The following is a 26,960-nucleotide window of genomic DNA, read 5'->3' as shown; positions in this document are numbered from 1 at the left end:
ATGACTCCCGAATCGGCGACCTACTCGGACGCATCGCCTGCGGTTCAGGCTCACCTCAGCATCCTGCAGTCGGTCATTCAACGAATGGCGTCCAACAGCACCTCGTGCAAGGCGTGGTGCATCGGACTCGTATCGGCGGTGCTCGTCGTCGTTGCCGACAAGGGCAGGCCGAACTACGTCTGGCTCGCGGCAATCCCGACGGCCCTCTTCTTCGTGCTCGACGCGTATTACCTCGGGCTCGAACGCGGGTTCCGGCGGTCGTACAACACCTTCATCGACCAACTGCACCACGGGCAGCTCAGGGCCGCCGACCTCTACGCCGTCCAGCCGGCCGGCGGCATCGGCCTGGTCGGCGCGTTGTTCTCGTTCTCGGTCTGGCCGGTGTACGTGACGCTGCTCGGCATGATCTTCTTGGCGCAGCGGTTCCTCCTGTGAGATGTAGCTTCCCGAGCAACGCTCGACCCGCCCCCGCGGATACGCCGTCATGAGGAAGCTGCGAGTCGTTGAAGGAGTGGAACGGTCCAAGCCCGTCGGCATCTGGATCCGTGTCTCGACCGAGGACCAGGCGCGAGGCGAGAGCCCCGAGCACCACGAGAAACGCGCCCGCGGCTACGCGGAGAGCAAGGGCTGGAAGGTTCGTGAGGTCTACCACCTCGAGGGCGTAAGCGGGAAGAGCGTCCGCGAGCACTCCGAGGCGAAGAAGATGATGGGCCACGTGGCCACCGGCCACATCACGGGGCTCATCTTCTCCAAGCTTGCCCGGCTGGCTCGGAACACCCGCGAGCTGCTCGACTTCGCCGACTACTTCCGCGACCATGACGCGGACTTGATCTCCCTGCAGGAGTCCATCGACACCACCACCCCGGCCGGCCGGCTCTTCTACACCATGATCGCGGCCATGGCGCAGTGGGAGCGGGAGGAGATCGCTGAGCGCGTCGCGGCCTCGGTGCCTATCCGGGCCAAGCTTGGCAAGTCCACCGGCGGGGCCGCCCCCTACGGCTACCAGTGGAAGGACAAGCAGCTCATTCCCGATCCGGCCGAGGCGCCGGTCCGGAAGCTCCTCTACGAGCTCTTCCTCGAGCACAAGCGCAAGAAGGCCGTGGCCCGGTTGCTCAACGAACGCGGGTACCGTACGCGCACGGGTGGCATGTGGTCGGATACGACCGTCGAGCGCCTGATCCGGGATTCGACGGCCAAGGGCCTGCGCCGTGCCAACTACACCAAGTCCCTTGGCGAGAAGAAGCACTGGGTCCTCAAGCCGGAGAGCGACTGGGTCCTCTCTCCCGTGGAGCCGATCGTCCCAGAGGGCCTCTGGAGTCAGTGCAACGCCATCCTCGACGACCGCCGGGTCACAGCCAAGCCGCCAGCCAAGAAGCCCGCCCACCTCTTCGCCGGGGTAGTCGCCTGCCACTGCGGCCAGCGGATGTACGCCGACGCCAGCTACCGGACGGTCAAGTACATCTGCCGGGCCTGCCGGAACAAGATCACCCCCGAGGACCTCGAGGCGGTCTTCCACGAGCAGCTCCGCAGCTTCTTCCTCTCGCCTGAGGACGTGGCCGCCTACGTCGGGGCAGCCGACGAGGAGATCCGGGCCAAGGAGGAGCACCTCGGCGTTTTGGAGGCCGAGGCCGAGAAGGTCCGGACCGAGATGGCCAAGGTCTACCGGCTCTACATCGACGACCAGATCTCCCCCGACGGCTTCGGCCGGACCTACAAGCCACTCGAGGAGCGCCTCAAGCAGCTCGACGAGGAACTCCCCCGGCTCCAGGGCGAGGTGGATTTCGCCAAGGTCCAGTTCTTGGCAAGGGACGAGATCCTCTCAGGAGCGAAGGATCTCTACGAGCGCTGGCCGGCTCTAAGTGCCAGTGAGAAAAGGGCTATCATCGAGGCCGTGGTCGATGCCGTCCGGGTCGGAAGGAGCGAGGTCGAGATCGACCTCGCCTACTTTCCCGGTCCCGCCGAAGTAGCCGGCAATTGGCAACGCAACCTTGCGCGTGCGGGTGGCTGGGACATCCCAAGCGGGGGTGCAGGTGCACTCCCCATGAGATGGCGCGTCACTCGACGCGCGTCAGTGGTCCTATATTAGACCGTATTGATATTCAGATTGAGGTACCCGCGCTGACATCCGACGAGCTGCTGCGGGCATCTCTCGGAGAGACGAGTGCCGTCGTACGCGAGCGCGTGCTCGCGGCGCGTGCGTGCCAGTTCGCGCGTGGATACCTCAACGCGATGCTGCCGAATGCGACGCTGCGCGAATACTGCGCGCTCGACACGACTGGGCGCCAACTCGTCGCGGATGCGGTGGATCGTGGCGGCATGAGCGCACGAGCCGTGCATCGCGCCATGCGAGTGGCCCGGACAATCGCGGATCTCGCCGCCGAGGTGAGTGTGCGCCCGTTGCGATTGGCGGAGGCGCTGCAGTACCGCGCGTACGAGGCTCGACATGAGACAGGAGCGGGGTGAACGCTTCGGCTGAAACGGTCATGCCGAGATCCGAGTCGCCGCTGCCCCCTCAGTGGACGACCATAAGCTTGCGTGTGTGCGCTTCAGCACCCACGGCAAGCCGGTAGAAGTAGCAGCCCGACGGCCAGTCCCTCGTGCTTGCCGCTACTTCGTGAGGCCCAGCGACCTGTCTTTGGCGGATCAGTGGGCGGGCCAGCCTTCGGCCAGCGAGGTCGAACACCTCCAGATCCGTCGTGGCCGCTTCACGGAGCGTGAAGCGGAAGATCGCATCGCTCGTCACAGGGTTCGTGGCGCTTAGCGACACGACTACTCCACCGAGGCCTGGGCCCCCAGGCGCACTGGACCCGCTCGCCGGGGAGATCGAAGCGATAAGGCCGCAGGGAGCGGTCCCCATGCGCTGGAACGCTCCGCCCGCGTAGACGCGGCCGCCTCCCACGCCGAGCGCCCAGACCACGCCATCGGCGCCGGGATTCCAGTCAAGGACCTCCCCGGTGAGGGGATCGAGCGCCGCAATGAAGTCCCGAGCCTCGCCTCCGATAGTGCTGAAGGCGCCGGCGGCGTAGACCACTCCGTCGCTGACGAGCACCTGCTTAACCTCGCGGCTGGCATTCGCGAGCCACTCGGTGGGCGTGCCATTGAGTGTGCTCAGGGCGGCAATCCCGTCTCGAGCGCGTCCGCCGATGTAGTTGAAGTACCCGGAGACGTAAACCACGGTGTCGTTGACGGCAATGCAGTCCACGTAGTCACTTGCATCCGAGACCCACGAGGTGGCCTGTCCGGAATCGGCACTCACGGCGGCAACGTAGAGGCGCGGCACGCCTCCGATGTGGCTGAACCAGCCTCCAACGAATACTTCGCCGCCGTGGGGCGCAATCGTTGTGACGGCATCGTTGGGATCCGGGTGCCAAGCGGTGGCCAGCCCACTGGCAAGGTCGAGCGCGGCGATGTTCCGACGCGATTGCCCTCCCACGCCATCGAACCAGCCCCCCACGTACACTGTGCTCTCGGCGATCGAGAGCGTCCATACGGGTCCACTGCACGAAGGATTCCAAGGTGTCGCCAACCCCGATGCGGAATCCAGTGCCGCCACGTTCGCTCGAGCCTGACCGCCGATCGTTGAGAATCCTCCCCCCACGTACACGGTACCGTCACGCACGCCCAGCGCGTTGACGGTTCCGTCGGGACTCGGGTCCCAGTCCGTCACAGAGCCCGTGCGCATGTCGAAGGCGGCGAGCCCGTGTCGATGCACTCGGGGCCCTAGACTCGTAAACCAGCCCCCCGCGTAGAGCGTGCCGTCTTGTATCGCGAGCGCGGTGATTCCCTGATTTGGATCGGGACGCCAGGGGAGGGCGAGGCCGGTGCGAGTGTCCACCGATCCCGCGAGTTGTCCTGGCAGGCCGCCGAGACTGTCAAATGACCCTGCAACGTAGAGGGATGTGCCCTCCAGCGCCATGGTGAAGAAGATCGCTGTAATAGGAGACTCCCTCACCGCGCGGGGATCCCAGGGGGATGCCTCGCCGGTTGCTGTCGACAGCGCAGCGAGACCCTGTCTCGTCGCTCCGCCAATGCGGTTGAAATACCCGGCCACATAGAGCGTGCCGCGATCGACGATCAGCGCCGTGACCTGTGGGCCACCGTCGTACAGGAACTGGGGAACCCGACTCACTGCCGCGTTCCAGGGCAGGAGTGCCCCGGTCGTCCGGCTGACGGCGGCGAGGTAGTCGCGTGGTTTGCCCGCCATGTTTCGAAAGTAGCCTCCCGCGAACAGCGTGTCCCCGATGATCGCCAGCGACAACACCTCGTTGTCGGGATCAGGTCGCCAGTCCGTGGCTTGCGCCGTGGCCGTGCTCAGTTCGGCGAGCCGGTACCGTTGCTGGCCTCCTGCGTGATAGAACTGGCCACCGACGTACACGCTGCGGTCGCGAACGAGAATTGCCTTGACGACGTAGTCTGTGCCGGGGTTCCAGGACGTAGCGGCCCCTGTGGTCGTGCTCAGGGCGGCAAGGTTGGATCGCAACCGGCCTGCAATTTGCGTGAATGCACCACCGACATAGAGCTTGGTGCCGCACAGGGCGAGGGCATGAACGTCGCCGTCGGGATCGGGGGCCCATTTGGCCACGCTACCGTCTCGGAGGATGTGCGCGAGGTTCTTGCGAGCCAGGCCGCCCACTCCTCCGAAGTTTCCGCCGATGAACCAACCGCCGGCCCCGTCCGAGATCACGCAGTAGACCCGGCCTGCAACCCTGGGGTAACTGGGGAGCGGCTGGCCGGTGCCAGCATCAAATGGGACGCCGGCACCGGTCACCGGCGCAACATGCGTGAACGTTCCGCCCATGTACATCGTATTGCCGGAGCGGGCGACCGCCAGCACGGTTCCGTCCGGGTCGGCACCCCAGAGGTTTGCGTCCGCGGTCTGGGCGCCTGTTGCGGTGGGCGAACTGAGCACAACCAGCGCAAGCAGCCCGTGCCCGAACGCACGCAGCATCCCCACCGCACCCCCCCAGCGGCCCATGGGCGAGCGTCTGGCGGTTCCAGCGGAAGGCCCAACTACCACAAGCGATCGACTGTTACGCTCGTTGCTGGGGTCACCGATCCTGCGCACCATCTCCCTGTCGCATGTTCAGTGCTCGTGGGCTCACCTTATGAACGGGATACGGGCAACACGACTCCCTGACTCGTACGTCAACCGAGCGAAGTACATGCCGCTCGACACGGTCGCGCCGGTTGCGCCCGAATGATCCCACGGCACGACCGTGTCGCCAATGGGCAACTTTCTGTTCACGAGAGTTCGGAGGCGCCTGCCCATCACGTCGTAGAGGTCGAGCCGCACCGCGAGGGCGGTCGGCAGACTGATGTGGAACTCCACCTTCTCATTGCGCGGGTCGAATCGCCGTACGCTCAGCCTGACGCTCGCCGTGGTCGACCCAACGACGTCGACGCCCGTGACTGCCGGCACGCGAAGGGAGAAGTCGATGCCGTTCCAGTACATCCTTGCGATCTGAATCCCATCCACGAGATAGGCGTTGTAGCCTGCCAGGAAGTCGATGTTTCCGGCTTTCAGATGTTCTGTGCCGTTCACCCCCAGAACGGTCGGGTCCGACGAAAGGTAGTTGTACAACGTCCGGGTGTAACCCCAACCTGCGCTGGCCGTATCGGCCACATTCGTCATGAGGGTATCCCGAGCGATCCGCAACGTCTGGTCGGTTGGGTGGTCGCCGCCCCATGTATACATCAGTCGCCAACCAGTCGGTCGATTCTCCGGTTGCCCGTAGGGCGGCACGTAGCCCGAATCGGGGATGACGTGAGGAGATTCCACCTGAGCCTTGTGCCCATTGCGGCCCCAGTCCGTGTATCCGTAGCGGCCGAGATCGACCCATCTTTCCAGCGTACCGGGCCGATTGCGCGCCAGCCCCACCGAGAGGCCATTTTGTGGCTTGTAGTTCGTGTCCATTGCCGTGTAGACCATAAGGAATTGGCCGTCAGAATCCGGATCAGGAAACACGAACGGGTCGCGGAACTGGTCTCGAAAGCCGAATGCGGACGGATGCCTCACGACCCAACTGGTGCTGTCCGCCGCGTAGACGAGTTGGCGGTCCGACCAGGTCGTGTTCGAGGTGTCGAGCGCGGACGTTGTCACTCGGCCGATGCGCTGGTTGCCAGCGGCATCCACCCCAGTGTAGAACATCTGGAACAAGTTGCCATTCTGCACGATGCTCGGTGCCCACACGTGACCCGCGTCAAATGACCCCAGTGGCCCAGTTGTAAATGCATATCTATTGGAAGTCCAGTTCTGCAAGTCCGGGGACCACGCGTGCCCGAGGGTCCACTCATCACCATTCGGCAGTCGTCGAATGTAGATCAGATGGTACAGCCCACGCCAGACCCCGGGAGTCGCCGTGGGGACGGTGTTGTAGACGAACGCGAAGTCCTTGGGGCTGACTCCCGCCGAATCCGGCGGTACGAGAAACGAGTTGCCGAGAATCGTGACCGGCTCGGTCATCGGCGCCATGACCTGCGAGGCGGAGAGCAGCGTCGCCGTGCTCATGCTGCTGGCGGGCGTCACCTGGAGAATTGCGTCGGGCAGTTGGGTCACCACCTCGGCTTCGGCGGCGATCGTCGAATCCGTCGCTTCGGCAATCGTCAACGGGACGCGCCAGGAGGTGTCGGGGGCGACCAGGCACACCGAAGCAGCCTCACTGAGGCCTGCGCCAAACGCCCTGACAGAGAGCTTTGTTGTCCTGTGATCGCCGGTGGCGCCCATCACCACCGCCGGGAATTCCCCGGACACGCCTCCGTTGAAGGTGGCGGGCTCCGATCGAGCCAGACGCCCCGATGCGGCCGCGGGGTCACCAAGGCACGCGTAGACGATGAACTTGCCTGCTGACCCGGCCGTCAGGTCGAGAATCCAGCGCGCGGCAGCTATCGGAGGCGAGTTGGGGTAGCGAAAATCCGCGGTAACCAAGTGTCCTTCGGCCTCGGCGGTGGTGGGTGGAAGCACGTTGACGGCCTGCGCCATCGTCGGTTCGAGAAACGTGGAGTCCGGAACGATGCACAGGCTCGGGAGACCCTCCGCGACCCAGAGGAGCCTCCACTCCGGCGGCAAGGTCCCTTCGGAAGCATCCGCCTCGACGACCAAGGTACACCGCGTCGCAGCGTCGAATTTGAGCGTCGAGGCGCCTGAAGCCCAATGGAGAGAGATGGCTCGCGATGGCGCAGGCGAGCTGCCGAGGATCGAAACAACCATTGCGAGAACGAAAGGTGCGCGCACGGTGTGCGCGGGGCTGGTGGTCATGACACGGTCCTCCTGACCAACTCGACAGCCAGCTTGAAGCGGACATCGCGAGAAGACCGACCAACTCGGCCGTCTCGAGCCCCCATGGGAGGACGCGCAGGACCGTACGCCTGCCCCCCCCGGGTGCAAGCCCGCCGCTCAGCCGAGAGAACGCTCGGCGCGCCACTTTCGGAAGCCATCCCTCCGAGTCTTCTCACTTCGAGGCGTCCTGGCCGCCCTCGCGTTCCTCACGCTGGAGGAAGCGCACGAGCGCAGGTTCGCACCGCTGTCCCGGTCGACACTCGCCTCGCTCCCAGCGGGCAACCGTCGCCCACCCGACTCCAAGACACCTTCCAGCCGCTTCCTGGCTGAGCCCGCGTTCGAGTTGGTGGGCACGGAACCGCTCGCCGAAGGTCCTCGGCTCGGCCCCGATCGGCAGCTTCCTGCGCCAGCGAAACAGATCGAGGAAGGAGGGAGGTGCGGCGCCCTCAGCGTCTCGCCCTTCCACCCCGGCGAGCACGGCGCGAATCCTCCCGACCATCCAAGGGCTGGGTGTCCGCTTCCCGCTCGTCCACCGACAGATCGAACCTTCGCCGAACCCGGTTCGGGCGGCGAACTGGGCCGCAGTCAGTCCGAGCCGCCGCCGGGCGGCGAGAAGGCGAGCGAGCAGGCCATCGCCGACCGCCTCTGGGTTGAACCCGATGAACTGGACAATCCCGCTGTAGTGCCGCGGAAGTGGCCTGGCGAGCCCTCGCTCCCAGATCCCGACAGTCGCTTCCCGGACTCCAAGACCCCGGGCGGTGGTTCGTTGTGTTTGCCCCAGATTCAGCCGCCGACGCCGAGGGTGGTCGCCGAGCGTGTTGACCTCGGGCGAGTAACCCCTTGGCAGGGCGGGCGGTCGGGGCACCGATAGCCGAAGGCTGGTAAAAGGCAACGCAACGGTGTTTCTGCGGCTGGCTGGGACATCCCAAGCGGGGTTGCCGGTGCGGTCCCTCCGATCTCGCGGTCTACGCGAAACGCGTGAGCGGGCCGATCCTCGATCGACTCGATCTGCAGGTCGAGGTGCCGGCGCTCACCTCGGAGGAACTCCTGCGCGAGAGTTCGGGCGAGGCGAGCGCCGTGGTGCGCGAGCGCGTGCTGGCCGCGCGCGAACGGCAGAGGTCCCGCGGCGCTCTCAATGCGGCCTTGTCGAGCGCGACCCTGCGCGTGCACGTCGCGCTCGACGCGGCGGGCCGCCGCCTCGTGGCCGATGCCGTGGACCGCGGCGGCATGTCGGCGCGCGCGGTGCATCGTGCGCTGCGCGTCGCCCGCACGATCGCGGACCTCGCCTGCGAGGAGCGCGTCGCCGCGGTCAGGGTGGCCGAAGCCCTGCAGCACCGGGCCTACGAGGCACGCCGCGCGACCGCTTGAGGCCTGTGGCCCGACCTCGGAGGAGCCCACAACAGCGAACCCGCCCAATCGGTCCTTGATGGCCCCCTCGGGTGTTCGCTTTCCCGGCGCGTCGTGCCGCATGGCGACGCTGCTCAGGAACTCGCCGCTCGCCGCCGGCGAGCACGCGATTCCGCTCGCGACGGGCCGCTGGCCGGCCGGCTGCTACCTCGCACGGCTCGAGGCCCCGGGAATCGCGTCAACACGCAAGCTGGTCGTCGTGCGTCCGGGGCGCTGAGCCGCATTCGTCACTCGGCCGCGTCGAGATCGAGGGTCTCGCGCAGCGGGCGCCTGAACTCTGTCGCCGGCGTCCGGGCGACCGGCGATTCGACGGAGCGTACCGCGACGGGTCCCGCAACCCCGGGTCACGATGACGCGCTGCGCCCGAGATGTGGCTGCCACTCCCGTCGGCATCGGGGCCGGCTTGCTACACGTCGAAGTGGACGCCCTGCGCCAGCGGCAACTGATCGCTGTGGTTGATCGTGACGGTCTGCCGGCGCATGTAGGCCTTCCACGAGTCAGAGCCCGACTCGCGGCCGCCGCCGGTGTCCTTCTCGCCGCCGAAGGCTCCGCCGATCTCGGCGCCCGAGGTGCCGATGTTGACGTTGGCGATGCCGCAGTCGCTGCCGGCCGCGGACAGGAACTTTTCGGCGGCGAGCAGATTCTTCGTGAAGATGGCGCTCGAGAGGCCCTGTGGGACGCCGTTGTTGACGGCGATGGCCTCGTCCAGGTCCGCGACCTCGATCAGGTAGAGCACGGGAGCGAACGTCTCCTCCTGGACGATCTTCATGTCGGCGCGGGCGCGAACGAGCGTGGGTTCGACGAAGAAGCCGGGCCGGTCGAGCCGCCTGCCGCCGTGGATGACCTCGCCGCCTTCCGCGCGCGCGTGATCGAGCGCCTTCATCATGTCGGCGACGGCCGCCTCGTCCACCAGCGGGCCCATCAGCGTGCCGGGCTCGAGCGGGTCGCCGATCCGGACCGAGGCGTAGGCCTGCTTCAGCCGCTCGGTCAGTTTCGGGGCGATGCCCTTCTGCATGACCAGCCGGCGCAGCGAGGTGCAGCGCTGGCCCGCGGTGCCGACCGCGGCGAAGGTCGCCGCGCGCGTCGCGAGGTCGAGGTCCGCGTCGTCGAGCACGACGATGGCGTTGTTGCCGCCCAGCTCGAGGATAGTGCGCCCGAAGCGTGGACCGACGACCTCGGCGATGCGACGGCCCATGCGGCAGCTGCCGGTCGCCGAAATGAGCGGCACGCGGCGGTCCGCGAGCATGACGTCGCCCACGTCGCTGCCGCGGCCGACCACCAGGTTGAACACGCCGGGGCAGTCGAACTCGCGCATGACCTCGTCGCAGATCCGCTGCACCGCGATCGCGCAGAGCGGCACCTTGCTGGACGGCTTCCACACGGTCGTGTCGCCGCACACGGCGGCGATGGCGGCGTTCCACGCCCACACGGCGACGGGAAAGTTGAACGCGCTCACCACGCCCACGACGCCGAGCGGCTGCCACTGCTCGTACATGCGGTGGCCGGGCCGTTCGCTGTGCATCGAGAGCCCGTAGAGCTGGCGCGAGAGTCCGACCGCGAAGTCGCAGATATCAATCATCTCCTGCACTTCGCCGAGGCCTTCGGAGAGGATCTTGCCGTTCTCCAGCGAGACGAGCCGGCCGAGCTCGTCCTTGCGCTCGCGCAGCCGGTTGCCGAGCACGCGAACGACCTCGCCGCGCCGCGGCGCGGGCACGAGCCGCCACGTCTCGAACGCCTTCTGCGCCGCCTGCACCACGAGCTCGTAGTCCTCGCGGCTCGCCTGGCGGACCGAGGCGATCCTCTCGCCGGTCGTGGGGTTGATCGAGGCCAGCTCCGTGCCCTTCGTCTCGATCCAGCGGCCGGTCGCGGCGCCGGGGTTCACGTCCTGGATCCCAAGGCTTGCGAGCAGGCCGTTCACGGTCGTCGCGGTGGTCATTTCGGGCGCTCCTTCTGCGGGGTGGCGGTGACGGAATCGCGCGCAGCGTAGCACGTCCCGCGCGAGGGCCGCGCGCGTGCCCACCGGCCGCGCGCCGGCCAACCCGGCCACTCCGCCCCGCTCATTCGACGACGCGCAGCAGCCCGCGGGCGAGGGCGTCGCGCGCGAAACCCACGACCTCGCGCCGCGCCTCATCGGCCGGGCTCCCGCAGGCTTCGGCGTACGGCGCGACCGCCTGCTCGACCGTGCGTGCGCCGTCGAGCAGGCCGCAGAGCAGCCAGCCGCGGTCGCCGAGCTCGCGGTCCTGCGCGAGCGAACCGGCGGCGAAGGTGATCTTCAGCACGCGCGGAGAGTCGTCCGCCGGCGAATGCCACTCGCCCGCGAACGTCGCGTCGGCGGGCGGCGCAAGGCGCGCCGCGAGCAGCGCGGCTTCATCACCCGAGGCGAGATCGAGCCCGGCCAGGGCCTCACGCACGGCGCCCGCGCGCAGCCGGTTGACCGGCGGCGCCTGAAGGACGATCCGGTAGCGTCCGCCGGGCGTTGCGCCCTCCCGCGGGCGGCGCAGCACCGCCAGCACGCGCGAGATCTCGCTGACTCCGAGCGCCGCGAGATGATCCCGGTTTGCGATCGCGAGACGTTCGAACTCCTCCCCCAGCTCGGGATGGTCCATGGCCGCGTAGAACATCGCCTGCTGATCGGGCGTCGGACCCCTGCTGACGAGCGCCAGCAGCTCGGCGGGCGCATCGCCGATCGCGAGCCGCAGCCGCTCGGGCAGCGTCCCGTCGGCCGTCACGACCGAATCGAAGTGGAGCGCGGCGACGCCGCCGGGCGCGAGCAGTCGCGCGCTGTCGGCGACGAAGCGCATCGCCAGTTCGTCGCCGCGGCGGCCGCCGTGCAGGTAGGTCGTCGCGGCTTCGCCCTCGGGCCGCGGCAGGTAGGGCGGCTGCGCGAGCACGAGGCCGAACTCGCGCCCGAAGACCGGCTCGCCGACGTCGCCGCGCAGGGTCTCGAGCGCGACCGCGTTCAGGCGGGCGTTGAACCGCGCCATCGCGAGCGCGCGGGGCGAGAGGTCCACCGCCGTGGCGCGCGCGCCGCGGCCCGCGGCCGCGATCGCGAGCGAGCCGGCGCCGCAGCCCAGGTCCAGGACCGAATCCGCCGGCAGCTCGTCCAGCAGCCGGTGCAGCAGCAGCGTCGTCATGCCCGGTCCCATCACCGCTTCGCTTCCCCGATCGAGCGGATCGGAGAGGAACCATTGCGCTCCGAGCGGCACGAGCATGAAGCCCGAGCACAGGAGTCCGTCCCCGGACTCCGAGGCCAGCCCCGCCGAAACGAGCGCGCCCGTCAGTTCCGCCCCGAGCGCGGCCTCGATCCGCGCGCGCTCGACCGGCTGTCCGTAGCACAGGAGCGCCGCCAGATCCGCCACCGCGCCGCCGTGGCGCGCGAGCGCGCGGCGGATCAGCGGACGTCTCGGCAGTTCCAGGTTGAGCGGCGCGACGCTCTCGATTTCGCCGACGAATGGGCCGTCGTAGCCGGCCGCGCCGAGGCGCTCGCGCAGCCCGGCGCAGGCGTGTTCGTCGAACAGGTGCAGGCGTTCGATGGACTGCGGCTTCATCGTGAGCGCCTCCGGTGGCGATGCCGCGGCTTCGTGCAAACGGCGGACGCCGGCGCGTCGCGTTCCGGTACGCGCCACCCCGGAGCGACGCGAGCTACTCACGCCCCCGCCCCTCCTGCGCCTGCAGCGTCTCGAGCGCGAGCGCGAGCGCGTGGAAGTCGGCGGGTTCGGCCGTGTCCATCATCTCGCGCACGCGTGGGCGGATGCCGGTCTCGCCCCGGCGGGCGAGCAGCAGCGCCGCGAACGCGCGATCGCCCGTTCCGCGCCGCAGGTTCGTGTCGAAGGCGAAGAACGTCTCGGCGGGCCCGAAGAGCGCCACCAGGTCGCGCCACTCGGGCGCGAGCGGCCTGGGCTCGAAGCCCGCCGCGAGCACCTCGTGCAGCAGCGGCAGCACGAACGCCGACTGGATGTCGGCGAGCACCTCGAGCGTCTCGGTGCGGTTGCGCGGCACGGGATCGGCCAGCGACCAGCGCGCGACCCCGGGCACGAGCCGCACGGCGTCGTGCGAGGGAACGTGAGCCGCTCCGCGCGCGTGCAGCAGCCAGCGCGCGGCTCCGGCGAGTCCGAGCGGATCCCCGATCACGTCGTCCACGGCCGCGGCCACGACTTCGCCGGAATAGGCGTCGATCAGCCACGGCTCGATCAGCCGGTCGAGCGGCAGGTTCACGTGCCACTCCGGCGAGGCCGCGCCGAGCACCCGCAGGCAGGTGCGAATCCGCTCGAGCGCGCCGGGCACGAGCTGCTCGAGCGCGGCGATGCGTTCCGCGTCGTTGCCGGGTTCCCACAGCCGGTCGGGGGCGCCGGGCGGCAGGACGGACCGCTGTCCGGCCACCACCCGGTCCCAGAGCCGTTCACGGCGACGGGCGAGCCCGGCATCCCCGGCGCCGCCTGTCTTGCTTTCGTTCAGGGTTCGCTCCCTTCAGCTCGCCATGCGGTGCACTGCCCTATCCTCGGCGCGCCATGCTCGCACGCTCCGGCCGCTTGCGTCACGCGGGGCGCCGAGACGCCGGCACGGCGCCGGAATCCGCGTCGGACCGGTTCTGGAGGGCCCGAAGAAAAGACTTGCGTTCGGCGACGGTTGCGCCGATACTGCGCTCGCTTCGGTTGTTGCAGGTCGCGCATGCGTTCATTGCCGCCGGACAAAGACCGGCGGCATTTTTCATGTGTGCCACCCCCGCAGCCCGAGGCACCGGCCAAATCGGCCGAACGTCCCGCGAGGGACGATGGACATCCGGGGCTTGCCCCAGCATCAGGAGCAGTTCAGTGGCTACTGGCAATGTGAAGTGGTTCAACGAGGCGAAGGGTTTCGGTTTCATCTCCCAGCAGGGTGGCGAGGACGTGTTCGTGCACTACTCGGCCATCTCGGGCGAGGGCTTCAAGACGCTCGCCGAGGGTGAAGCCGTGGAGTTCGACGTCGTCCGTGGGCCGAAGGGCCTGCAGGCTTCGAACGTCCGCCGGGCCTAGATTCGCCCGCGGTACCGCTTCACGACGCAAGGGCGGCGCTCACGCGCCGCCCTCGTCGTTTTTCCCCGCCGCCACAACGGGCGGCGCCGTCGCCTAGAGCAGTTGCCGGGCGCGGAAGCTGACGAGCCCGCGCGAGGCGATGACCACGTGATCGAGGACCCCGATCCCGATCAGGTCGCCGACCTCGACCAGCCGGCGCGTGATGGAAAGATCCTCCTCGCTCGGCTCCGGATCGCCGCTCGGGTGGTTGTGCACCAGCACGACGCTCGCGGCCGAGTGCAGGATCGCCGGCAGGAAGACCTCGCGCGGGTGCACGATCGAGGCGTTGAGGCTGCCGATCGAGACCACCTCGCGGCGCTGCATCTCGTGCCGGGCGTTGAGCAGCAACACCACGAAGTGCTCGCGCCGCGCCCGCGACAGGTCGCGCACGTGCACCAGCACGTCGTCGGGCCCGCGGATGGCGGCCGCCGCGACCGGCCGCTCGGCGGCGCGGCGGCCGAGCTCGAACGCCGCGCACAGCGCCGCCGCCCGCGCCGGCCCGATGCCGGCGATGTGCAGCCAGCGCGCGAGCGGCCAGTCGGCGAGTTCGGCGGGCGGGCGGCGCGCCAGCATCCGCCCGGTGCGCACCGCGCTGCGCCCGGCCGTACCCGAGCCGAGCACCAGCGCGTAGAGTTCGGCGTCGGCCAGCGCGCCGGCGCCCAGGTCCCTGAGGCGCTCGCGCGGCCGGGTGCCGCGGCCCTGCAGCCCGCGCTCGCCGCCGACCGGTCCGTCACCGGCCTCGCGCGGCCCGGGAATCGTCAGGTCGAGTTCGGACATCGCCAACTCCTGCGGGGGCGGGTCTCGCGGGCTTCCCGAAGGCCGGCCCGTTCGGCGATAATACCCGCCGCTCTCGCGCGCCGGACCGACCTGCGGCCCCGCGCCCACCGGATTCCATCCACCTCCAGGGGCGTCAAGGCATGCGTCGTGCCATCGTGGTTTCCCTCGTGCTTCTCGCCGGTGTGCTGTTCCTGGTCGCCGGCGTCCTGGCCCAGGGCCGCACCGCAACCCGCGTCAACGCCATCGGCTTCATTGATTACTCCTCGCGCCCGACCTTCAAGGTCGGCGACTGGGTGCGCTACCACGTCACGGGCGAGAGCGAGCTGGGCATGCACGACGACTACGAAATGACCCTCCTCATCGCGGGCGAGGAGCTGTTCTGGGGCGACAGCTGCTTCTGGATCGAGACGTGGATGGACCCCAAGGGCGGCGCCCCGACGGCGATCGCGACGCTCATGTCCTACTCGATCTTCCGCGACTCCCTGCCGGTCCTGCGCATGCAGATGTACCAGCGCAAGCAGATCAACGAGGTGGACCGTGACGGCCACCCCCTCGAGGTGGTGATGGAGCCCGCGCCCAGCCTGTTGCGCGTGCGCGATCTGTTCAAGCGCCCGCTCATGTGGGACGTGGACACGCTCGGGGTGGACTCCGTGGCCACGCCGGCGGGCGAGTTCCGCGGCCTCAAGATCTCGGTGCGGCAGGGCACCGCCACAACGCGCTCCTTCGGCGACAGTTCGCGCTACGACGAGGTGCGGGAGAACCGCGTGACGTGGATGGATCCGCGCGTGCCGATCACCCATACCGCCCGCGAATCGCTCGAGAACATCGTCGCCCGCCGCACCTGGATGATCGGCCGCTCCAGCGAAGGCACGCCGCTGCTGCTGCGCGAACGCGGCCTGGGCAGCGCGCGTCTGGTGGCGATGGGACACGACGGCCAGCCGCGCATCCTGCCGCCGGGCCGGCGCATGTCGGGCACCGTGCAGGCCGCGGCCGCGCCGAAGCGAAGTCCGGCCCCCGCGCGACCGAAGCGCTGAAGCGCGGCGGGACCGCGCGGGCTACTCGAACAGACCGCGTGCGTAGGCCTCGGGGTCGAACGGGGCCCAGTCGTCCACGCCTTCGCCGAGCCCGACGAGGCTGACCGGCACGCTGAGCTGGTCGGCGATCGCCAGCACCGCGCCGCCTCGCGAGGTGCCGTCGAGCTTGGTGACCGCCAGACTGGTCAGCGGGGCCGCCCTTCCGAACTCGCGCGCCTGCGCGATGCCGTTCAGTCCCTGCGAACCGTCGAGCACCAGCAGCGTGTGATGCGGCGCTCCGGGCACGACGCGCCCGCACACCCGCACGATCTTCTCGAGCTCGGCCATCAGGTTGTGCCTGGTGTGCAGCCGGCCGGCGGTGTCCACGAGCACCACCCGCGTGCCACGCGCCTTCGCCGCGCTCAGCCCGTCGTGGACGACCGACGACGGATCGGCGCCGTCCCGCGCCCGCACGATCTCGACCCCGGCGCGTTCCGCCCAGACGACCAGCTGCTCGGAGGCCGCGGCCCTGAACGTGTCGGCCGCCACCAGCAGCGTCGAGTGCCCCTCGCGCGCGAAGCGCGCCGCGAGCTTGCCGGCGAACGTCGTCTTGCCCGCGCCGTTGACGCCGACGATCAGCACCACCCACGGGCTCTCGGGGCCGGGCTCGAAGCGGGCCGGCTCGCCCGTGCCGCGAAGCAGGTCGGCGGCGGCGCGCTCGAGCGCCCCGCGCAGGTCGAGGTCGCGCTCGGCGCCCACGAGCCGGCGCGCCCGCTCGATGAGGCGGTCGGCCGTGTCCGGTCCGACGTCGGCGGCGAGCAGCGCCTCCTCGAGCCGTTCGAGCGTCGCGGCGTCCACCGGCCCGCCGCGCCCGAGCGCCGCGCCCAGCCCGCCGACGATGGCGTCCCGGGTGCGCTGCAGGCCGTTTCGAAACCGGTTCCAGAGGTTCATGCGGTGGGCCCGGAGGGGCCGCCCGACGACCGCGGCCCGACGGCGAAGCTCCCTGCTGCGCTCAGAGCGACGCGGGAACGGCCTCGCGGCGCGACTCGTGGCTCACGTCCACGCCGTCGAGGTTCACCGACACGAGCTTCGAGACGCCGAGCTCCTGCATGGTGACGCCGTAGATGCAGCCGGCCGCCTCCATCGTCTTCTTGTTGTGGGTGATCACCACGAACTGCGTGCGGTCGCCGAAGCGGCGCAGCATGTTGAGGAAGCGGTCCACGTTCGCGTCGTCGAGCGGCGCGTCCACTTCGTCCAGCAGGCAGAACGGCGAGGGCTTGACGAGGTAGATGGCGAACAGCAGCGCGATCGCGGTCAGCGCCCGTTCGCCGCTGGACATGAGCGAGATGCTCTGCAGGTGCTTGCCGCGCGGCTTGGCGACGATCTCGACCTCGCACTCCATGGGGTCCTCGCCGACCATGCGCAGCTCGCAGTCGCCGCCTTCGAACAGCGTCTTGAAGATGTCCTTGAAGTTCTGCTGCACCTTGCCGAACGTCGCCGTGAACATCTCGCTCGCGGTGACGTTGATCTTCTCGATCGCCTCCAGCAGCTGCGCCTTGGCCTTGTGCAGGTCCTCGCGCTGCTGGGTGAGGAACGTGAAGCGCTCCTTCTTCTTTCCGTACTCCTCGAGCGCCAGCAGGTTCACCGGCCCGATGCCGCGCAGCCGGGCGCGCGCGTCCTCGAGCCGTGCCGGTGCGGCCTCGGCGTCCACCCCTTCGGGCAGGGGCTGCGGCTGCCAGTTCTCCGGGTCCACTTCGTACTCGGTGCGCAGGCGCTCGAACGTCCGGTCGAGGTCCGCGCGGGCCTGCACGCGGTCGAGCTCGAGCACGTGCAGCCGCTCGCCGAGCTCGGTATGCTCGAAGCGCAGGCGCCGGGCACCCTCGTCGTCGGCCGCGACCTCGTCCTTGAGCGACAGGTGCCGCCGCTGCAGTTCCACGACCCGTTCCCGCTGGGAGGTTTCCGACTCGAGCAGCCCGGTGAGCCCGGCCGACAGGCCTGCGACCTCGGCTTCGAGCTCGGCGATGCGCGCGCGGTGCTGGTCGGCTTCGTCCTGGCGGGCGCGGATGCCGGCTTCGAGTTCGCGCACCGTCTGCTCGGCGCGCGCCCACGCGGCCTCGTATTCGCCCGACTCGCGCGACAGCCGCAGCAGCGTCTCGCGCGAGCCCTGGGCGCGGGCCGCGGCGTCGTCCCGCTGCAGCTCGAGCGAGCGGACCTCGAGGTCGGCCGCGGCGAGCTGGGCGCGGGCGGCGTCCAGCTCGGCCTGGAACTCGCTCAGGTCCGACTCGGCCTGCGCGAGCGCGCGGGCGAGCGTGCCCAGTTCGAGCACGTAGCCTTCGGCCTCGCGGCCGCGCTCACCGGCCTCCTTGCCGGCGAAGCCGATCTCGCGCTCGGTGCCCGACAGCTCGCGCACCTGCGACTCCAGCGCGGTCTTCGTCTCGTCGAGCAGCCAGCGCGCCTGATCGCGCTGCTCGACCGCCGTCCCGCGCGAGGCTTCGAGCGCCGTGCGCTCGATCTGGGCGCCCTCGATGACGAGCGACAGCTCGGCGAGCCGGCCCGACAGCTCGCGGATCTCCATCTCGCGGTGGAGCAGCCCGCCGCTCGTGCTGCCGCTGCCGGCGCGCACGCGGCCGCGCTCCCAGACCTCGCCGTCGAGGCTGACGAACCGCATGCCGCCGATCGAGGCGTGCGCCAGCTCGGCCGCCACTTCGCGCGACTCGACCACGAACACCGAGCCGAGCAGCCGCTCGACGAGCGGCCGGAAGCGCTCCTCGCAGCGCACCAGCTCGGAGGCGCGTCCCAGCACCCCCGCGTGCGCGGGGCCGTCAATGCGCGGCGGCGCGCTCATCGCCGACAGGTCCACGAGCGTCGCCCGCCCGCCCTCGAGGCCGCGCAACCGCTCGAGCGCGGCTTCGACCGCGGCGCGATCCTCGGCGAGCACGAACGCCGACGCCTCGCCGAGCGAGGCTTCGAGCGCGTCCAGGTAGCGCTGCGGCACGTCGAGCACGTTGGCGACCACGCCGGCGAGCCCGACCGGCGTCTCGCCCGGCTGCAGCAGCGCCTTCACGCCGTCGGAGACGCCGTCGAAGTTGCGCTTCAGCTCGAGCAGCGTCGCCAGCCGGGAATCGGCCGCCGCCGCCTGCTGGCGCAGCGCCGACAGCGAGGCGTCGGCCTCCTGCAGGCGCGCGTCCACGGAACGGATCGCGTCCTCGCAGGCGGCGAGCTCGCCGCGCGCCGTCGCCACCGACTCCTCGAGCTCGGTGCGCCGCTCGGCGCCTTCGGACAGCGCACGCTGCAGGTCGGCCACGCGCTCGAGCAGCTCGCCCCGGCGCGCCTCGGCCGCCTCGCGGCGCGCGGCCAGCGCGGACTGCCGCTCGCGCAGCGACGCGCAGTTGCCCTTCTTTTCCGCCTCGGCCGAGAACAGGTCCAGCGACAGCTGCTTGTGCGTGGCGGCCGCGGTGCGGCGCGCGCGCAGTTCCTGCTCGAGCTGGTTGAGCGAAGCCTCGTTCGCCTCGGCCTCGACCTGCGCCGTCTCGCGGCGGGCGCGGATGTCGGCGAGATGCGCCTGCACCTCCTGCTCGCGCGCCTGCGTCTCGACGAGGCGCTCGCGCATGCGTGCGGCCTCCTCGGCGGCCTCGTCGGCACGGCGCAGCAGCCCGGCCGCACGCTCGCGCAGCAGCACGACGTGGTGCTCGGCGGCGATGCGCGCCTCCTCGCGGTCGTGCAGCCCGCCCTGCGCGGTCATCAGCTCGCGCTCGAGCTCGAGCAGCGCCAGCTTGCGGTCGTTGAGGCGGGCCTCGAGCGAGCCCAGCTCGGCCGTCACGCCCTCGCGGCGCACGGCCTCCTCCTGCCACTCGTCCTTCGCCTGCGCCTCGCGCTGGCGGAGCGATTCGATCGCTCCGGCGGTCAGCGCCAGGTCCAGGTCGCGCACTTCGTCGCGCAGGCGCTGGTAGCGGCGGGCCTTGCCCACCTGGCGGGCGAGCGAGCGCAGCTCGCGCTCGATCTCGAAGACGATGTCGTTCAGGCGGGTCAGGTCGCCCTCGGTCGCGTCGAGCTTCGAGAGCGCCTCCTTCTTGCGCTGCTTGTACTTCGTGATGCCGGACGCCTCCTCGAACAGGAACCGGCGATGGTTCGTGTTGTCCGAGAGGATGTTGTCCACCATCGAGCGCTCGATCACCGAGTAGGCGTGGCTGCCCATGCCGGTGTCGAAGAACAGGTCCTTGATGTCCTTGAGCCGGCAGGGCGTCTTGTTGAGGAAGTACTCGGACATGCCCGAGCGGAAGACGCGGCGCGAGATCGTGACCTCGGAGAACTCCGTCGGCAGGATGCCGCGGTCGTTCTTGAAGGTCAGGTGCACTTCCGCCATGCCGAGCGGCTTGCGCGTCGGGCACCCGTTGAAGATGACGTCCTCCATCGAGTCGCCGCGCAGCTGCTTCGCGCTCTGCTCGCCCAGCACCCAGCGGATGGCGTCGGAGACGTTGGTCTTGCCGCAGCCGTTGGGGCCGATGACGCCGGTGATGCCGTTCCCGAACGACAGGTCGGTCCGGTCGCAGAACGACTTGAATCCCTGGATTTCGAGCTTGTAGAGGAACATCCGTGCACTCCACTGGTGCGACGAGGGAGGCCGGACGGGCAGGATACGGGGCGCCCCGCGCCGCGGGCATGCCCGCTGCAGCGCGAGGGACGGGTCCTTCCCGACGCTGGACCTTCCTCGTTCACCGCCCGCGGGGAGTCGTCCCGCGACTGATGTCCGAGTTCCGAGACCTCGGTGTTTTGGCTGGCTGCGTGCGCGCTGTCTCCGGGCAGGTCTTTCCGAGGCGTGACGCACCGCCGGACCACCGGGAGCGGGGGCTCCCTGCGTGTGGCGGCCTGTGGCGGTCGAAGCGTCTGCGGGTACTCCTGCCGGGCGGCACTCTACGGGCGCGGATGCCGGCAGGTCAACGATTTCGGCGGGCGGAAAAGCCTGCCGCGCTCCGGTTCGCCGGTGCGCGTCCGGCTGGCCGATGTGCCGGACCGAATGGCGTGCGGTCGCGGGCCGCGCCCGCAAGGCTCCGAGCCTCCGGTCCTCAGGTCGCGAACGCCCTGCCAAGGGCGGTCGCGGCGATTCCGACTTCGGCATCGCTCAGCGTGCGCACATCGAGGCGGAAGGCCTTCGCCCGCACGGTACCGATCACCGGGGGCTCCGCGGCGCGGGCGCGACGCTCCAGCTCGTGCGCGGGCATCGTGGGGTGCGTCAGCTCGACGACCGGGCCCGCGAGCCGCGTGCCCGGCAGCGAGCCGCCGCCCACCTCGCCGTGCCCCGTAACGACGCGGGTCGAGAGTCCGGGCACGCGGGCGGTCAGCTCGGCGGCCAGCCGGTCGGCGCGCTCCCCGAGGTTGTCGGAAGTCTCGGTCAGCATCGCCAGCACCGGCAGGGAGCGGCTCGCCCGCCCGGGATCCTCGAGCAGCGCCAGCGTCGCCTCGAGCGCGGCCAGCGCCAGCTTGTCCACGCGCAGGGCGCGCGCGAGCGGGTCCTTCTTGAGGCCCGCGACGAGCTTCGCGCGCCCCAGCACGAGCCCGGCCTGCGCGCCGCCGAGCAGCTTGTCGCCGCTGAACGTGACCAGGTCGGCGCCGTCGGCGAGGCACTCGCCCACCGTCGGCTCGCGCCCCAGCCCGTACGCCGCGAAATCCACCAGCGCGCCGCTGCCCAGGTCCTCGATGAGCGGCACCTTGTGGCGGCGGGCGAGCGCGGCCAGCTCGGCGGTCGTCGGCCGCGCCGTGAACCCCTCGATGCGGAAGTTGCTGGGGTGGACGCGCAGGATGGCCGCGATGTCGCGGCCGCCGCGGGCGAACGCGCGCTCGTAGTCGCGCAGGTGGGTGCGGTTGGTCGAGCCGACCTCGATCAGCCGGGCGCCGCTGCGCTCCATGACCTCGGGCACCCGGAACGAGCCGCCGATCTCGACCAGCTCGCCCCGCGAGACCACGACGCCGTGTCCCGAGGCGGTGGCGGTCAGCGCCAGCAGCACGGCGGCCGCGCCGTTGTTGACGACGGCCGCGGCCTCGGCTCCGGTCAGGCGCAGCAGCCGCCGCTCGACCCCGAGCCCGCGGTCGCCGCGGCGCCCGGCTTCGAGATCGAACTCGAGCGAGCAGTAGCCGGCGGCCACGTCGTTGACCGCGCGGCGCGCGGCCTCGGCGAGCGGCGCGCGGCCCAGGTTCGTGTGCAGGACGATGCCCGTCGCGTTCAGGACGCGCACGAGCTGCGGCCGGGCGGCGGCGCGGGCGCGCGCGGCGGCGGCCGCGGCGAGCGCCTCCGGATCCGGCGCCACCGCGCCGGCGCGCCTCAGGGTCTTGCGCGCGGCGGCCAGCTCCTCGCGCACGGCGGCGACCACGACGGCGCGCGGCAGGCTCGCGAGCGCGGCCGCGAGCGGCGCCGAACCGAGCAGTTTCTCGACGGCGGGCAGGGTGCGGAGCTTCGGGGTCGGCATGGCCCGCACGCTAGCCCGGCACGTTCTCCGGCCGCAAGGCGGGCGCCGCGCGCGTGTGGAGCGTCGGCGAACTCGTCCTCCCCCACGCGTCGCTGATCGTGCCCCCGTGGACCACGTTCGCCTGGGCACGGGGGACGCCCGGCGCGCCGGCCCGCGCGCGTCAGCCGCCGAGATAGGCGGCCTTGACCTCGGGATTGGCGGCCAGCCGGTCGGCCGCGTCCTCAAGCACCACGCGTCCGGTCTCGAGCACGTAGCCGCGCTTCGCCACGCCGAGCGCCATGTGCGCGTTCTGCTCGACGAGCAGCACGGTGACGCCGCGGCGGTTGATCTCGACGATGTTGCGGAAGATGTCGCGCACCAGGATCGGCGCGATCCCGAGCGAGGGCTCGTCGAGCAGCAGCACGCGCGGCCGGGCCATCAGCGCGCGCGCGATCGCCAGCATCTGCTGCTCGCCCCCCGAGAGCGTGCCCGAGAGCTGCCGTCTGCGCTCGAGCAGCCGCGGAAAGAGCTGGTACATGGCCTCGCGGTCCTGGCGGATGCCCGCGCGGTCCTTGCGGTGGTAGGCGCCCAGCTCGAGGTTGTCCTCGACGGTGAGGTTCGCGAACACCATGCGGCCCTCGGGCGACTGCGACAGGCCGAGCGCGACGATCCGGTGCGCCGGCAGCCGGGTGATGTCCCGCCCCTCGAAGGTCACGCGGCCGGCCTTCGCCGGCACGAGCCCTGAGAGGGTGCGCAGGAGCGTCGTCTTGCCCGCGCCGTTGGCGCCGATCAGCGTCACGATCTCGCCGGCCTCGGCGCGCAACGACACGCCCTTCAGCGCGTGCACGGCGCCGTAATAGACGTCGAGGCCCTCGACTTCGAGCTGGCTCATGCGCTCGCCGTCTCCTCGCCCAGGTAGGCCTCGATCACCTTCGGGTCGCGGCACACCTGCGCGGGCGTGCCCTCGCAGATCTTGAGGCCGTAGTCGAGCACCGCGATGCGCTCGCAGATGCCCATGACCACCTTCATGTCGTGCTCGATGAGCAGGATCGTGAGCTTGAACCGGCGGCGCACGTCCCGGATCAGCCGCATCAGGTCCTCGCTCTCCTGCGGATTGAGTCCGGCGGCGGGCTCGTCGAGCAGCAGCAGCCGGGGCCGGCCGGCGAGCGCGCGGGCGATCTCGAGGCGGCGCTGCTGGCCGTAGGGCAGCTCGGTGGCGAGCGCGTCGGCGTAGGGCGCGAGCCCGAGCGCCTCGAGCATCTCCAGAGCCTCGCGCTGCAGCTTCGCCTCGTCCCGCTCGAAACCGGGCGTTCTCAGCACCGCCTCGACGAGCCCGGCGCGGCGGTGCGGATGCGCCGCGATCGCGACGTTGTCGCGGCACGAGAGGTGGCTGAAGAGTCGGATGTTCTGGAACGTCCGGGTGATTCCGCCGGCGGCGATGCGGTGCGCCTTGAGCCCCGAGACGACGCGGCCGTCGAACGTCACCCGGCCGCGGGTCGGCGAGTAGACGCCGGTGATCACGTTGAAGACCGTCGTCTTGCCCGCGCCGTTGGGACCGATCAGTCCGACCAGCTCGCCGGCGCCGACCGCGAGGTCGAGGTCGGCGACCGCCTTGAGGCCGCCGAACTGCATCGTCAACCGCTCGAGCGAGAGCAGCGGCGCGCTCACGTCCGCGCTCCCGCCGGACGGCGGCGCAGCAGCCGCCGCCACGACAGCTCGCTCGTCCCGAGCAGGCCCTGCGGCCGGGTGATCATCAGCACGATCAGCAGCAGCGAGTAGATGACCATGCGGAAATCCTTGACCGGCCGCAGCACCTCGGGCAGCAGCGTCAGCACGATCGCCGCGAGCACCGAACCCGACAGGCTGCCCATGCCGCCGAGCACGACCATCGCGATCACCTCGATGCTCTTGAGGAACGTGAAGGTGCCCGGGTTCAGGTACGACAGGTAGTGCGCGAACAGCCCGCCCGCGATGCCGGCGAAGAACGCGCCGAGCACGAAGGCGATGACCTTGTAGCGCGTCGTGTCCACGCCCAGGGCCTCGGCGGCGATTTCGTCGTCGCGGATCGCGAACATCGCGCGGCCGTGCGTGCTGTGCGCGAGGTTGCGCGCGACCACCAGCACGACCGCGACGCCCAGGAACACCCAGAAGAAGTCGGCCCAGTGAGGAATGCCGGGCAGGCCGCGCGCGCCGCCCACGGCGTCGATGTTGAGGATCACGACGCGGATGATCTCGCCGAAGCCGAGCGTGACGATGGCGAGGTAGTCGCCGCGCAGCCGCAGGCTCGGCAGCCCGACCAGCCAGCCGAACACGGCCGCCACGAGTCCGCCCAGCACGAGCGCGACCAGCAGCATCGCACCCTCGGCGCCCCACGCCGGCACGCCGGCGCGGGTCAGCGCGGCGACGGTCTTCATCCCGACCGAGAGCGAGAACATGGCCGAGGTGTAGGCGCCGACCGCCATGAAGCCGGCGTGTCCGATCGAGAACTGCCCGGTGAATCCGTTCACCAGGTTCAGCGACACCGACAGGATGATGTTGATGCCGACCAGGATGAGCACCTGGTAGAAGTAGGGGTTCACCGCCCGCGGCAGCCAGACGTTGAGCGCCGTGAGCGCGATCAGCAGCGCGACCGGGCCGAGCGCGCGGCGGAGCATCAGACCTTTTCCGTCACGGCCTTGCCGAAGATTCCGGCCGGCCGCACGAGCAGGATGAAGATGAGCAGCACGAACGCGATCGCGTCGCGGTAGGTGGGCGACACGTAGCCCGTCACCAGCACCTCGGCCACGCCCATCACCAGGCCGCCGACCACGGCGCCGGGGACGTTGCCGATGCCGCCCAGCACCGCGGCGACGAACGCCTTGAGCCCCGGCATGATGCCCATGTAGGGCTCGATCTTCGGGCTCTGCAGCGCGACCAGCACGCCGGCCGCGGCGGCGAGGGCCGAGCCGATCATGAAGGTGAACGAGATGATGCGGTCCACCGAGATGCCCATGAGCGAGGCGGCCATGTGGTTGTGCGAGACGGCCTGCATCGCCTTGCCGACGCGCGTGTGACGGACCAGCAGCCGCAGCAGCAGCATGAGCACCAGCGAGACGACCAGCACGATGAGCTGCTGGTTGCTGACCGTCACTCCCGCCCCGAGCTCGACGGGGTGCGAGACGACGAGCTGCGGAAAGAACTTCGGGTCGGCCCCGAACACCAGCACGCCGCCGTTCTCGAGCAGCAGCGAGACGCCGATGGCGGTGATGAGCGCCGCCAGGCGCGAGGACTTGCGCACCGGCTTGTAGGCGAACCGCTCGATCAGCACGCCGATGAACGCGCACACCACCATGCTCGCGAGCAGCACCACCAGCGCCTTGCCGGGGGACGGTTCGGCGCCGGCGTTGAGAAAGCGCGACGCGTACAGCCCGACGAACGCGCCCAGCATGTAGATGTCGCCGTGCGCGAAGTTGATGAGCCGCAGGATGCCGTAGACCATCGTGTAGCCCAGCGCGATCAGGGCGTACACGCTTCCCCACGTCACACCGTTGACCAGCTGCTGCAGGAACTCCGACATGCCCGTTCGCGCGAACGCCGGCCGGGACTCCGGCCGGCGTCGCCCGGTTCCTCCGCGCTACGGCTGAATGGTGGTGTTGTAGACCTTCCTGCCGCCCTTGATCTCGATCACCACCGCCGGCTTCGAGGCGTCGCGGTTGGCGTCGAGGGTGATGGTGCCCGTGACGCCGGGGAAGTCCTTCGTCGCCGCGATCAGGTCGCGCAGCTTCGCGAGCGCCGCCTTGCGCTCCGGCGTTCCGGCCTTCGCCGAGCCGAGCGCGGCGAACGTCTTCGGATCGTCGGCGGCCAGCTTCTCCATCGCCTGGAACAGCACCTGGGCGGCGTCGTAGGCGAGGCCGCCGATCGCGTCGGGATCGGACTTGAACTGGGCGCGGTAGGCGTCGAGGAAGCCCTGCAGGACCGAGTCGGGCTTGTCCAGCGCCCAGTGGTTCGAATAGTAGGAGCCGTTGAGCGCATCGCCGCCGATCTCCAGCAGCTTCTCGCTCTCCCAGCCGTCGCCGCCGAGCAGCGGCACGGTGATGCCCAGCTCGCGCGCCTTGCGGGCGATGAGGCCGACCTCGGTGTAGTAGCCGGGGATGAAGATGGCGTCGGGATTGCGCGCCTTGATCGCGGTGAGCGCGGCGCTGAAGTCCTGATCGCCGGCCTGATAGGCCTGCTCGCCGACGATCTTGCCGCCGCCCTTGGTGAACGCGTCGGTGAAGTACTGCGCGAGCCCGACCGAGTAGTCGCTCTTGACGTCCTTGAGGATGGCGACCTTCTTGAGCCCCAGGTTCTCGAGCGCGAAGCGCGCCATGGTCTGGCCCTGGAAGTCGTCGAGGAAGCACATGCGGAAGATGTAGTCGCCGACCTGCGTGACCTTCGGGTTGGTCGAGGACGGCGTGATCATCGGCACGCCGGCCGCCTGGCAGATCGGCGCCGCCGCGAGGCTGCGCGAGGAGGCGACCTCGCCGATCACCGAGACGACCTGGTCCTGGTTGATCAGCTTCTGCACGACCGTGGCCGCTTCCTCGGCCTTGCCCTGGTCGTCCTCGTTCACGGTCCGGACCTTGAGTCCGCCGATCCTGCCGCCCTGGTGGTCGGCCAGCTGCTTCATCGCCACCTCGACGCCGGACTTGGTGGACTGGCCGAAGGTCGCGTCGCTGCCGGTCAGCGATCCGTAGACGCCGATGACGATCTCGTCCTGCTTCGAACCGCCCGCGCAGCCGGCGGCAACGATGGCGGCGCCGAGCGCGAGCGCGGCGAGCGCCCCGGACCCGATGCGGAACTTCATGACGACCTCCCTGTGCTGGGGATCGACTCACGAACCGGCGGGCTGCCCGCGGGCGGGCGTCGCGCGGCCACGTGCGACGAGGGACAATTGGGCTGGTTCACCACCCTGCAGGAACCGAGCGGCAAGAGGTAGCACGCTGCCGACGCGCGCGGCAAGACCAAAGGCCCCCTG

Annotated in this window: 22 protein-coding genes; 7 read left to right on the top strand and 15 right to left on the bottom strand. The window is 70.1% G+C overall.

The window, feature by feature from the left end; all coding sequences use genetic code 11:
- Genes IT347_02190 through IT347_02180 form a run of 3 tightly spaced genes read left to right on the top strand, consistent with a single transcriptional unit; the run spans position 1 to position 2,463 of the window.
- Entirely contained in the window at positions 1–435 is a 435-nt protein-coding gene (locus IT347_02190; protein ID MCC6348382.1) for a hypothetical protein, read from the top strand.
- 49 nt (positions 436–484) lie between these two features.
- Complete coding sequence (locus IT347_02185; protein ID MCC6348381.1) at positions 485–2,086, top strand: recombinase family protein; 1,602 nt, start codon at positions 485–487, stop codon at positions 2,084–2,086.
- Positions 1,975–2,463: an ATP-binding protein gene (locus tag IT347_02180; protein ID MCC6348380.1), complete on the top strand. Its 489-nt coding sequence runs from the start codon at positions 1,975–1,977 to the stop codon at positions 2,461–2,463. Before IT347_02185 ends, IT347_02180 begins: the two co-directional genes overlap by 112 nt.
- Before the next feature lie 49 nt (positions 2,464–2,512).
- Here the strand turns inward: IT347_02180 and IT347_02175 are convergent, their stop codons facing one another.
- From IT347_02175 to IT347_02165, 3 genes are all read right to left on the bottom strand, one after another.
- Positions 2,513–4,948, bottom strand: coding sequence for a T9SS type A sorting domain-containing protein (locus IT347_02175; GenBank protein ID MCC6348379.1), 2,436 nt, complete (start codon positions 4,946–4,948; stop codon positions 2,513–2,515).
- Positions 4,949–5,098: 150 nt separating this feature from the next.
- Positions 5,099–7,255, bottom strand: coding sequence for a hypothetical protein (locus tag IT347_02170; protein ID MCC6348378.1), 2,157 nt, complete (start codon positions 7,253–7,255; stop codon positions 5,099–5,101).
- 193 nt (positions 7,256–7,448) lie between these two features.
- On the bottom strand, positions 7,449–8,141 hold the full coding sequence (locus IT347_02165; protein MCC6348377.1) for a helix-turn-helix domain-containing protein: 693 nt from the start codon (positions 8,139–8,141) through the stop codon (positions 7,449–7,451).
- Positions 8,142–8,254: 113 nt separating this feature from the next.
- On the opposite strand from IT347_02165, the gene IT347_02160 reads away from it, so the two are divergent.
- Together IT347_02160 and IT347_02155 are read left to right on the top strand one after the other, a co-directional pair.
- Entirely contained in the window at positions 8,255–8,644 is a 390-nt protein-coding gene (locus IT347_02160) for an ATP-binding protein (GenBank protein ID MCC6348376.1), read from the top strand.
- Between the two features lie 100 nt (positions 8,645–8,744).
- On the top strand, positions 8,745–8,900 hold the full coding sequence (locus IT347_02155) for a hypothetical protein (GenBank protein MCC6348375.1): 156 nt from the start codon (positions 8,745–8,747) through the stop codon (positions 8,898–8,900).
- 189 nt (positions 8,901–9,089) lie between these two features.
- On the opposite strand, the gene IT347_02150 is transcribed toward IT347_02155, so the two are convergent.
- The 3 genes from IT347_02150 to IT347_02140 all read right to left on the bottom strand — a co-directional run bounded on the left by IT347_02150 (position 9,090) and on the right by IT347_02140 (position 13,063).
- Positions 9,090–10,619 carry an aldehyde dehydrogenase family protein gene (locus IT347_02150; protein MCC6348374.1) on the bottom strand — a complete coding sequence of 510 codons (1,530 nt, stop codon included), beginning with the start codon at positions 10,617–10,619 and terminating at the stop codon, positions 9,090–9,092.
- Positions 10,620–10,740: 121 nt separating this feature from the next.
- Positions 10,741–12,231 carry a methyltransferase gene (locus tag IT347_02145; protein MCC6348373.1) on the bottom strand — a complete coding sequence of 497 codons (1,491 nt, stop codon included), beginning with the start codon at positions 12,229–12,231 and terminating at the stop codon, positions 10,741–10,743.
- A gap of 94 nt (positions 12,232–12,325) precedes the next feature.
- Positions 12,326–13,063 (bottom strand): hypothetical protein, encoded by a 738-nt coding sequence (locus tag IT347_02140; GenBank protein ID MCC6348372.1) that lies wholly within the window; start codon positions 13,061–13,063, stop codon positions 12,326–12,328.
- Positions 13,064–13,494: 431 nt separating this feature from the next.
- Between IT347_02140 and IT347_02135 the strand changes: the two genes are divergently transcribed.
- The gene (locus IT347_02135; GenBank protein ID MCC6348371.1) at positions 13,495–13,695 is read left to right on the top strand and encodes a cold-shock protein; all 201 of its coding nucleotides are present in this window, start codon (positions 13,495–13,497) and stop codon (positions 13,693–13,695) included.
- Positions 13,696–13,788: 93 nt separating this feature from the next.
- Here IT347_02135 and radC read toward each other — a convergent pair whose 3' ends face one another.
- Positions 13,789–14,511 carry a DNA repair protein RadC gene (gene radC, locus IT347_02130; GenBank protein ID MCC6348370.1) on the bottom strand — a complete coding sequence of 241 codons (723 nt, stop codon included), beginning with the start codon at positions 14,509–14,511 and terminating at the stop codon, positions 13,789–13,791.
- 140 nt (positions 14,512–14,651) lie between these two features.
- Between radC and IT347_02125 the strand changes: the two genes are divergently transcribed.
- Positions 14,652–15,545: a hypothetical protein gene (locus tag IT347_02125; GenBank protein ID MCC6348369.1), complete on the top strand. Its 894-nt coding sequence runs from the start codon at positions 14,652–14,654 to the stop codon at positions 15,543–15,545.
- 21 nt (positions 15,546–15,566) lie between these two features.
- On the opposite strand, the gene ftsY is transcribed toward IT347_02125, so the two are convergent.
- The 8 genes from ftsY to IT347_02085 all read right to left on the bottom strand — a co-directional run bounded on the left by ftsY (position 15,567) and on the right by IT347_02085 (position 26,789).
- Entirely contained in the window at positions 15,567–16,475 is a 909-nt protein-coding gene (ftsY, locus tag IT347_02120; protein ID MCC6348368.1) for a signal recognition particle-docking protein FtsY, read from the bottom strand.
- A gap of 61 nt (positions 16,476–16,536) precedes the next feature.
- Positions 16,537–20,115 (bottom strand): chromosome segregation protein SMC, encoded by a 3,579-nt coding sequence (gene smc / locus IT347_02115; GenBank protein MCC6348367.1) that lies wholly within the window; start codon positions 20,113–20,115, stop codon positions 16,537–16,539.
- A 472-nt stretch (positions 20,116–20,587) separates the two neighbouring features.
- Positions 20,588–21,985 (bottom strand): L-seryl-tRNA(Sec) selenium transferase, encoded by a 1,398-nt coding sequence (locus IT347_02110; GenBank protein ID MCC6348366.1) that lies wholly within the window; start codon positions 21,983–21,985, stop codon positions 20,588–20,590.
- Positions 21,986–22,145: 160 nt separating this feature from the next.
- A complete protein-coding gene (locus IT347_02105) occupies positions 22,146–22,856 on the bottom strand; it encodes an ABC transporter ATP-binding protein (GenBank protein ID MCC6348365.1) in 711 nt (236 codons plus the stop codon).
- Positions 22,853–23,596 (bottom strand): ABC transporter ATP-binding protein, encoded by a 744-nt coding sequence (locus tag IT347_02100; protein MCC6348364.1) that lies wholly within the window; start codon positions 23,594–23,596, stop codon positions 22,853–22,855. Before IT347_02100 ends, IT347_02105 begins: the two co-directional genes overlap by 4 nt.
- A 32-nt stretch (positions 23,597–23,628) precedes the next feature.
- The gene (locus IT347_02095; GenBank protein ID MCC6348363.1) at positions 23,629–24,618 is read right to left on the bottom strand and encodes a branched-chain amino acid ABC transporter permease; all 990 of its coding nucleotides are present in this window, start codon (positions 24,616–24,618) and stop codon (positions 23,629–23,631) included.
- Complete coding sequence (locus tag IT347_02090) at positions 24,618–25,520, bottom strand: branched-chain amino acid ABC transporter permease (protein ID MCC6348362.1); 903 nt, start codon at positions 25,518–25,520, stop codon at positions 24,618–24,620. Before IT347_02090 ends, IT347_02095 begins: the two co-directional genes overlap by 1 nt.
- A gap of 57 nt (positions 25,521–25,577) precedes the next feature.
- On the bottom strand, positions 25,578–26,789 hold the full coding sequence (locus IT347_02085) for an ABC transporter substrate-binding protein (GenBank protein MCC6348361.1): 1,212 nt from the start codon (positions 26,787–26,789) through the stop codon (positions 25,578–25,580).
- Positions 26,790–26,960 lie beyond the last annotated feature (171 nt).

Source organism: Candidatus Eisenbacteria bacterium (assembly GCA_020847735.1).
Lineage (GTDB): Bacteria > Eisenbacteria > RBG-16-71-46 > RBG-16-71-46 > RBG-16-71-46 > CAIXRL01.
This window is presented reverse-complemented; position numbering and strand designations above follow the sequence as displayed.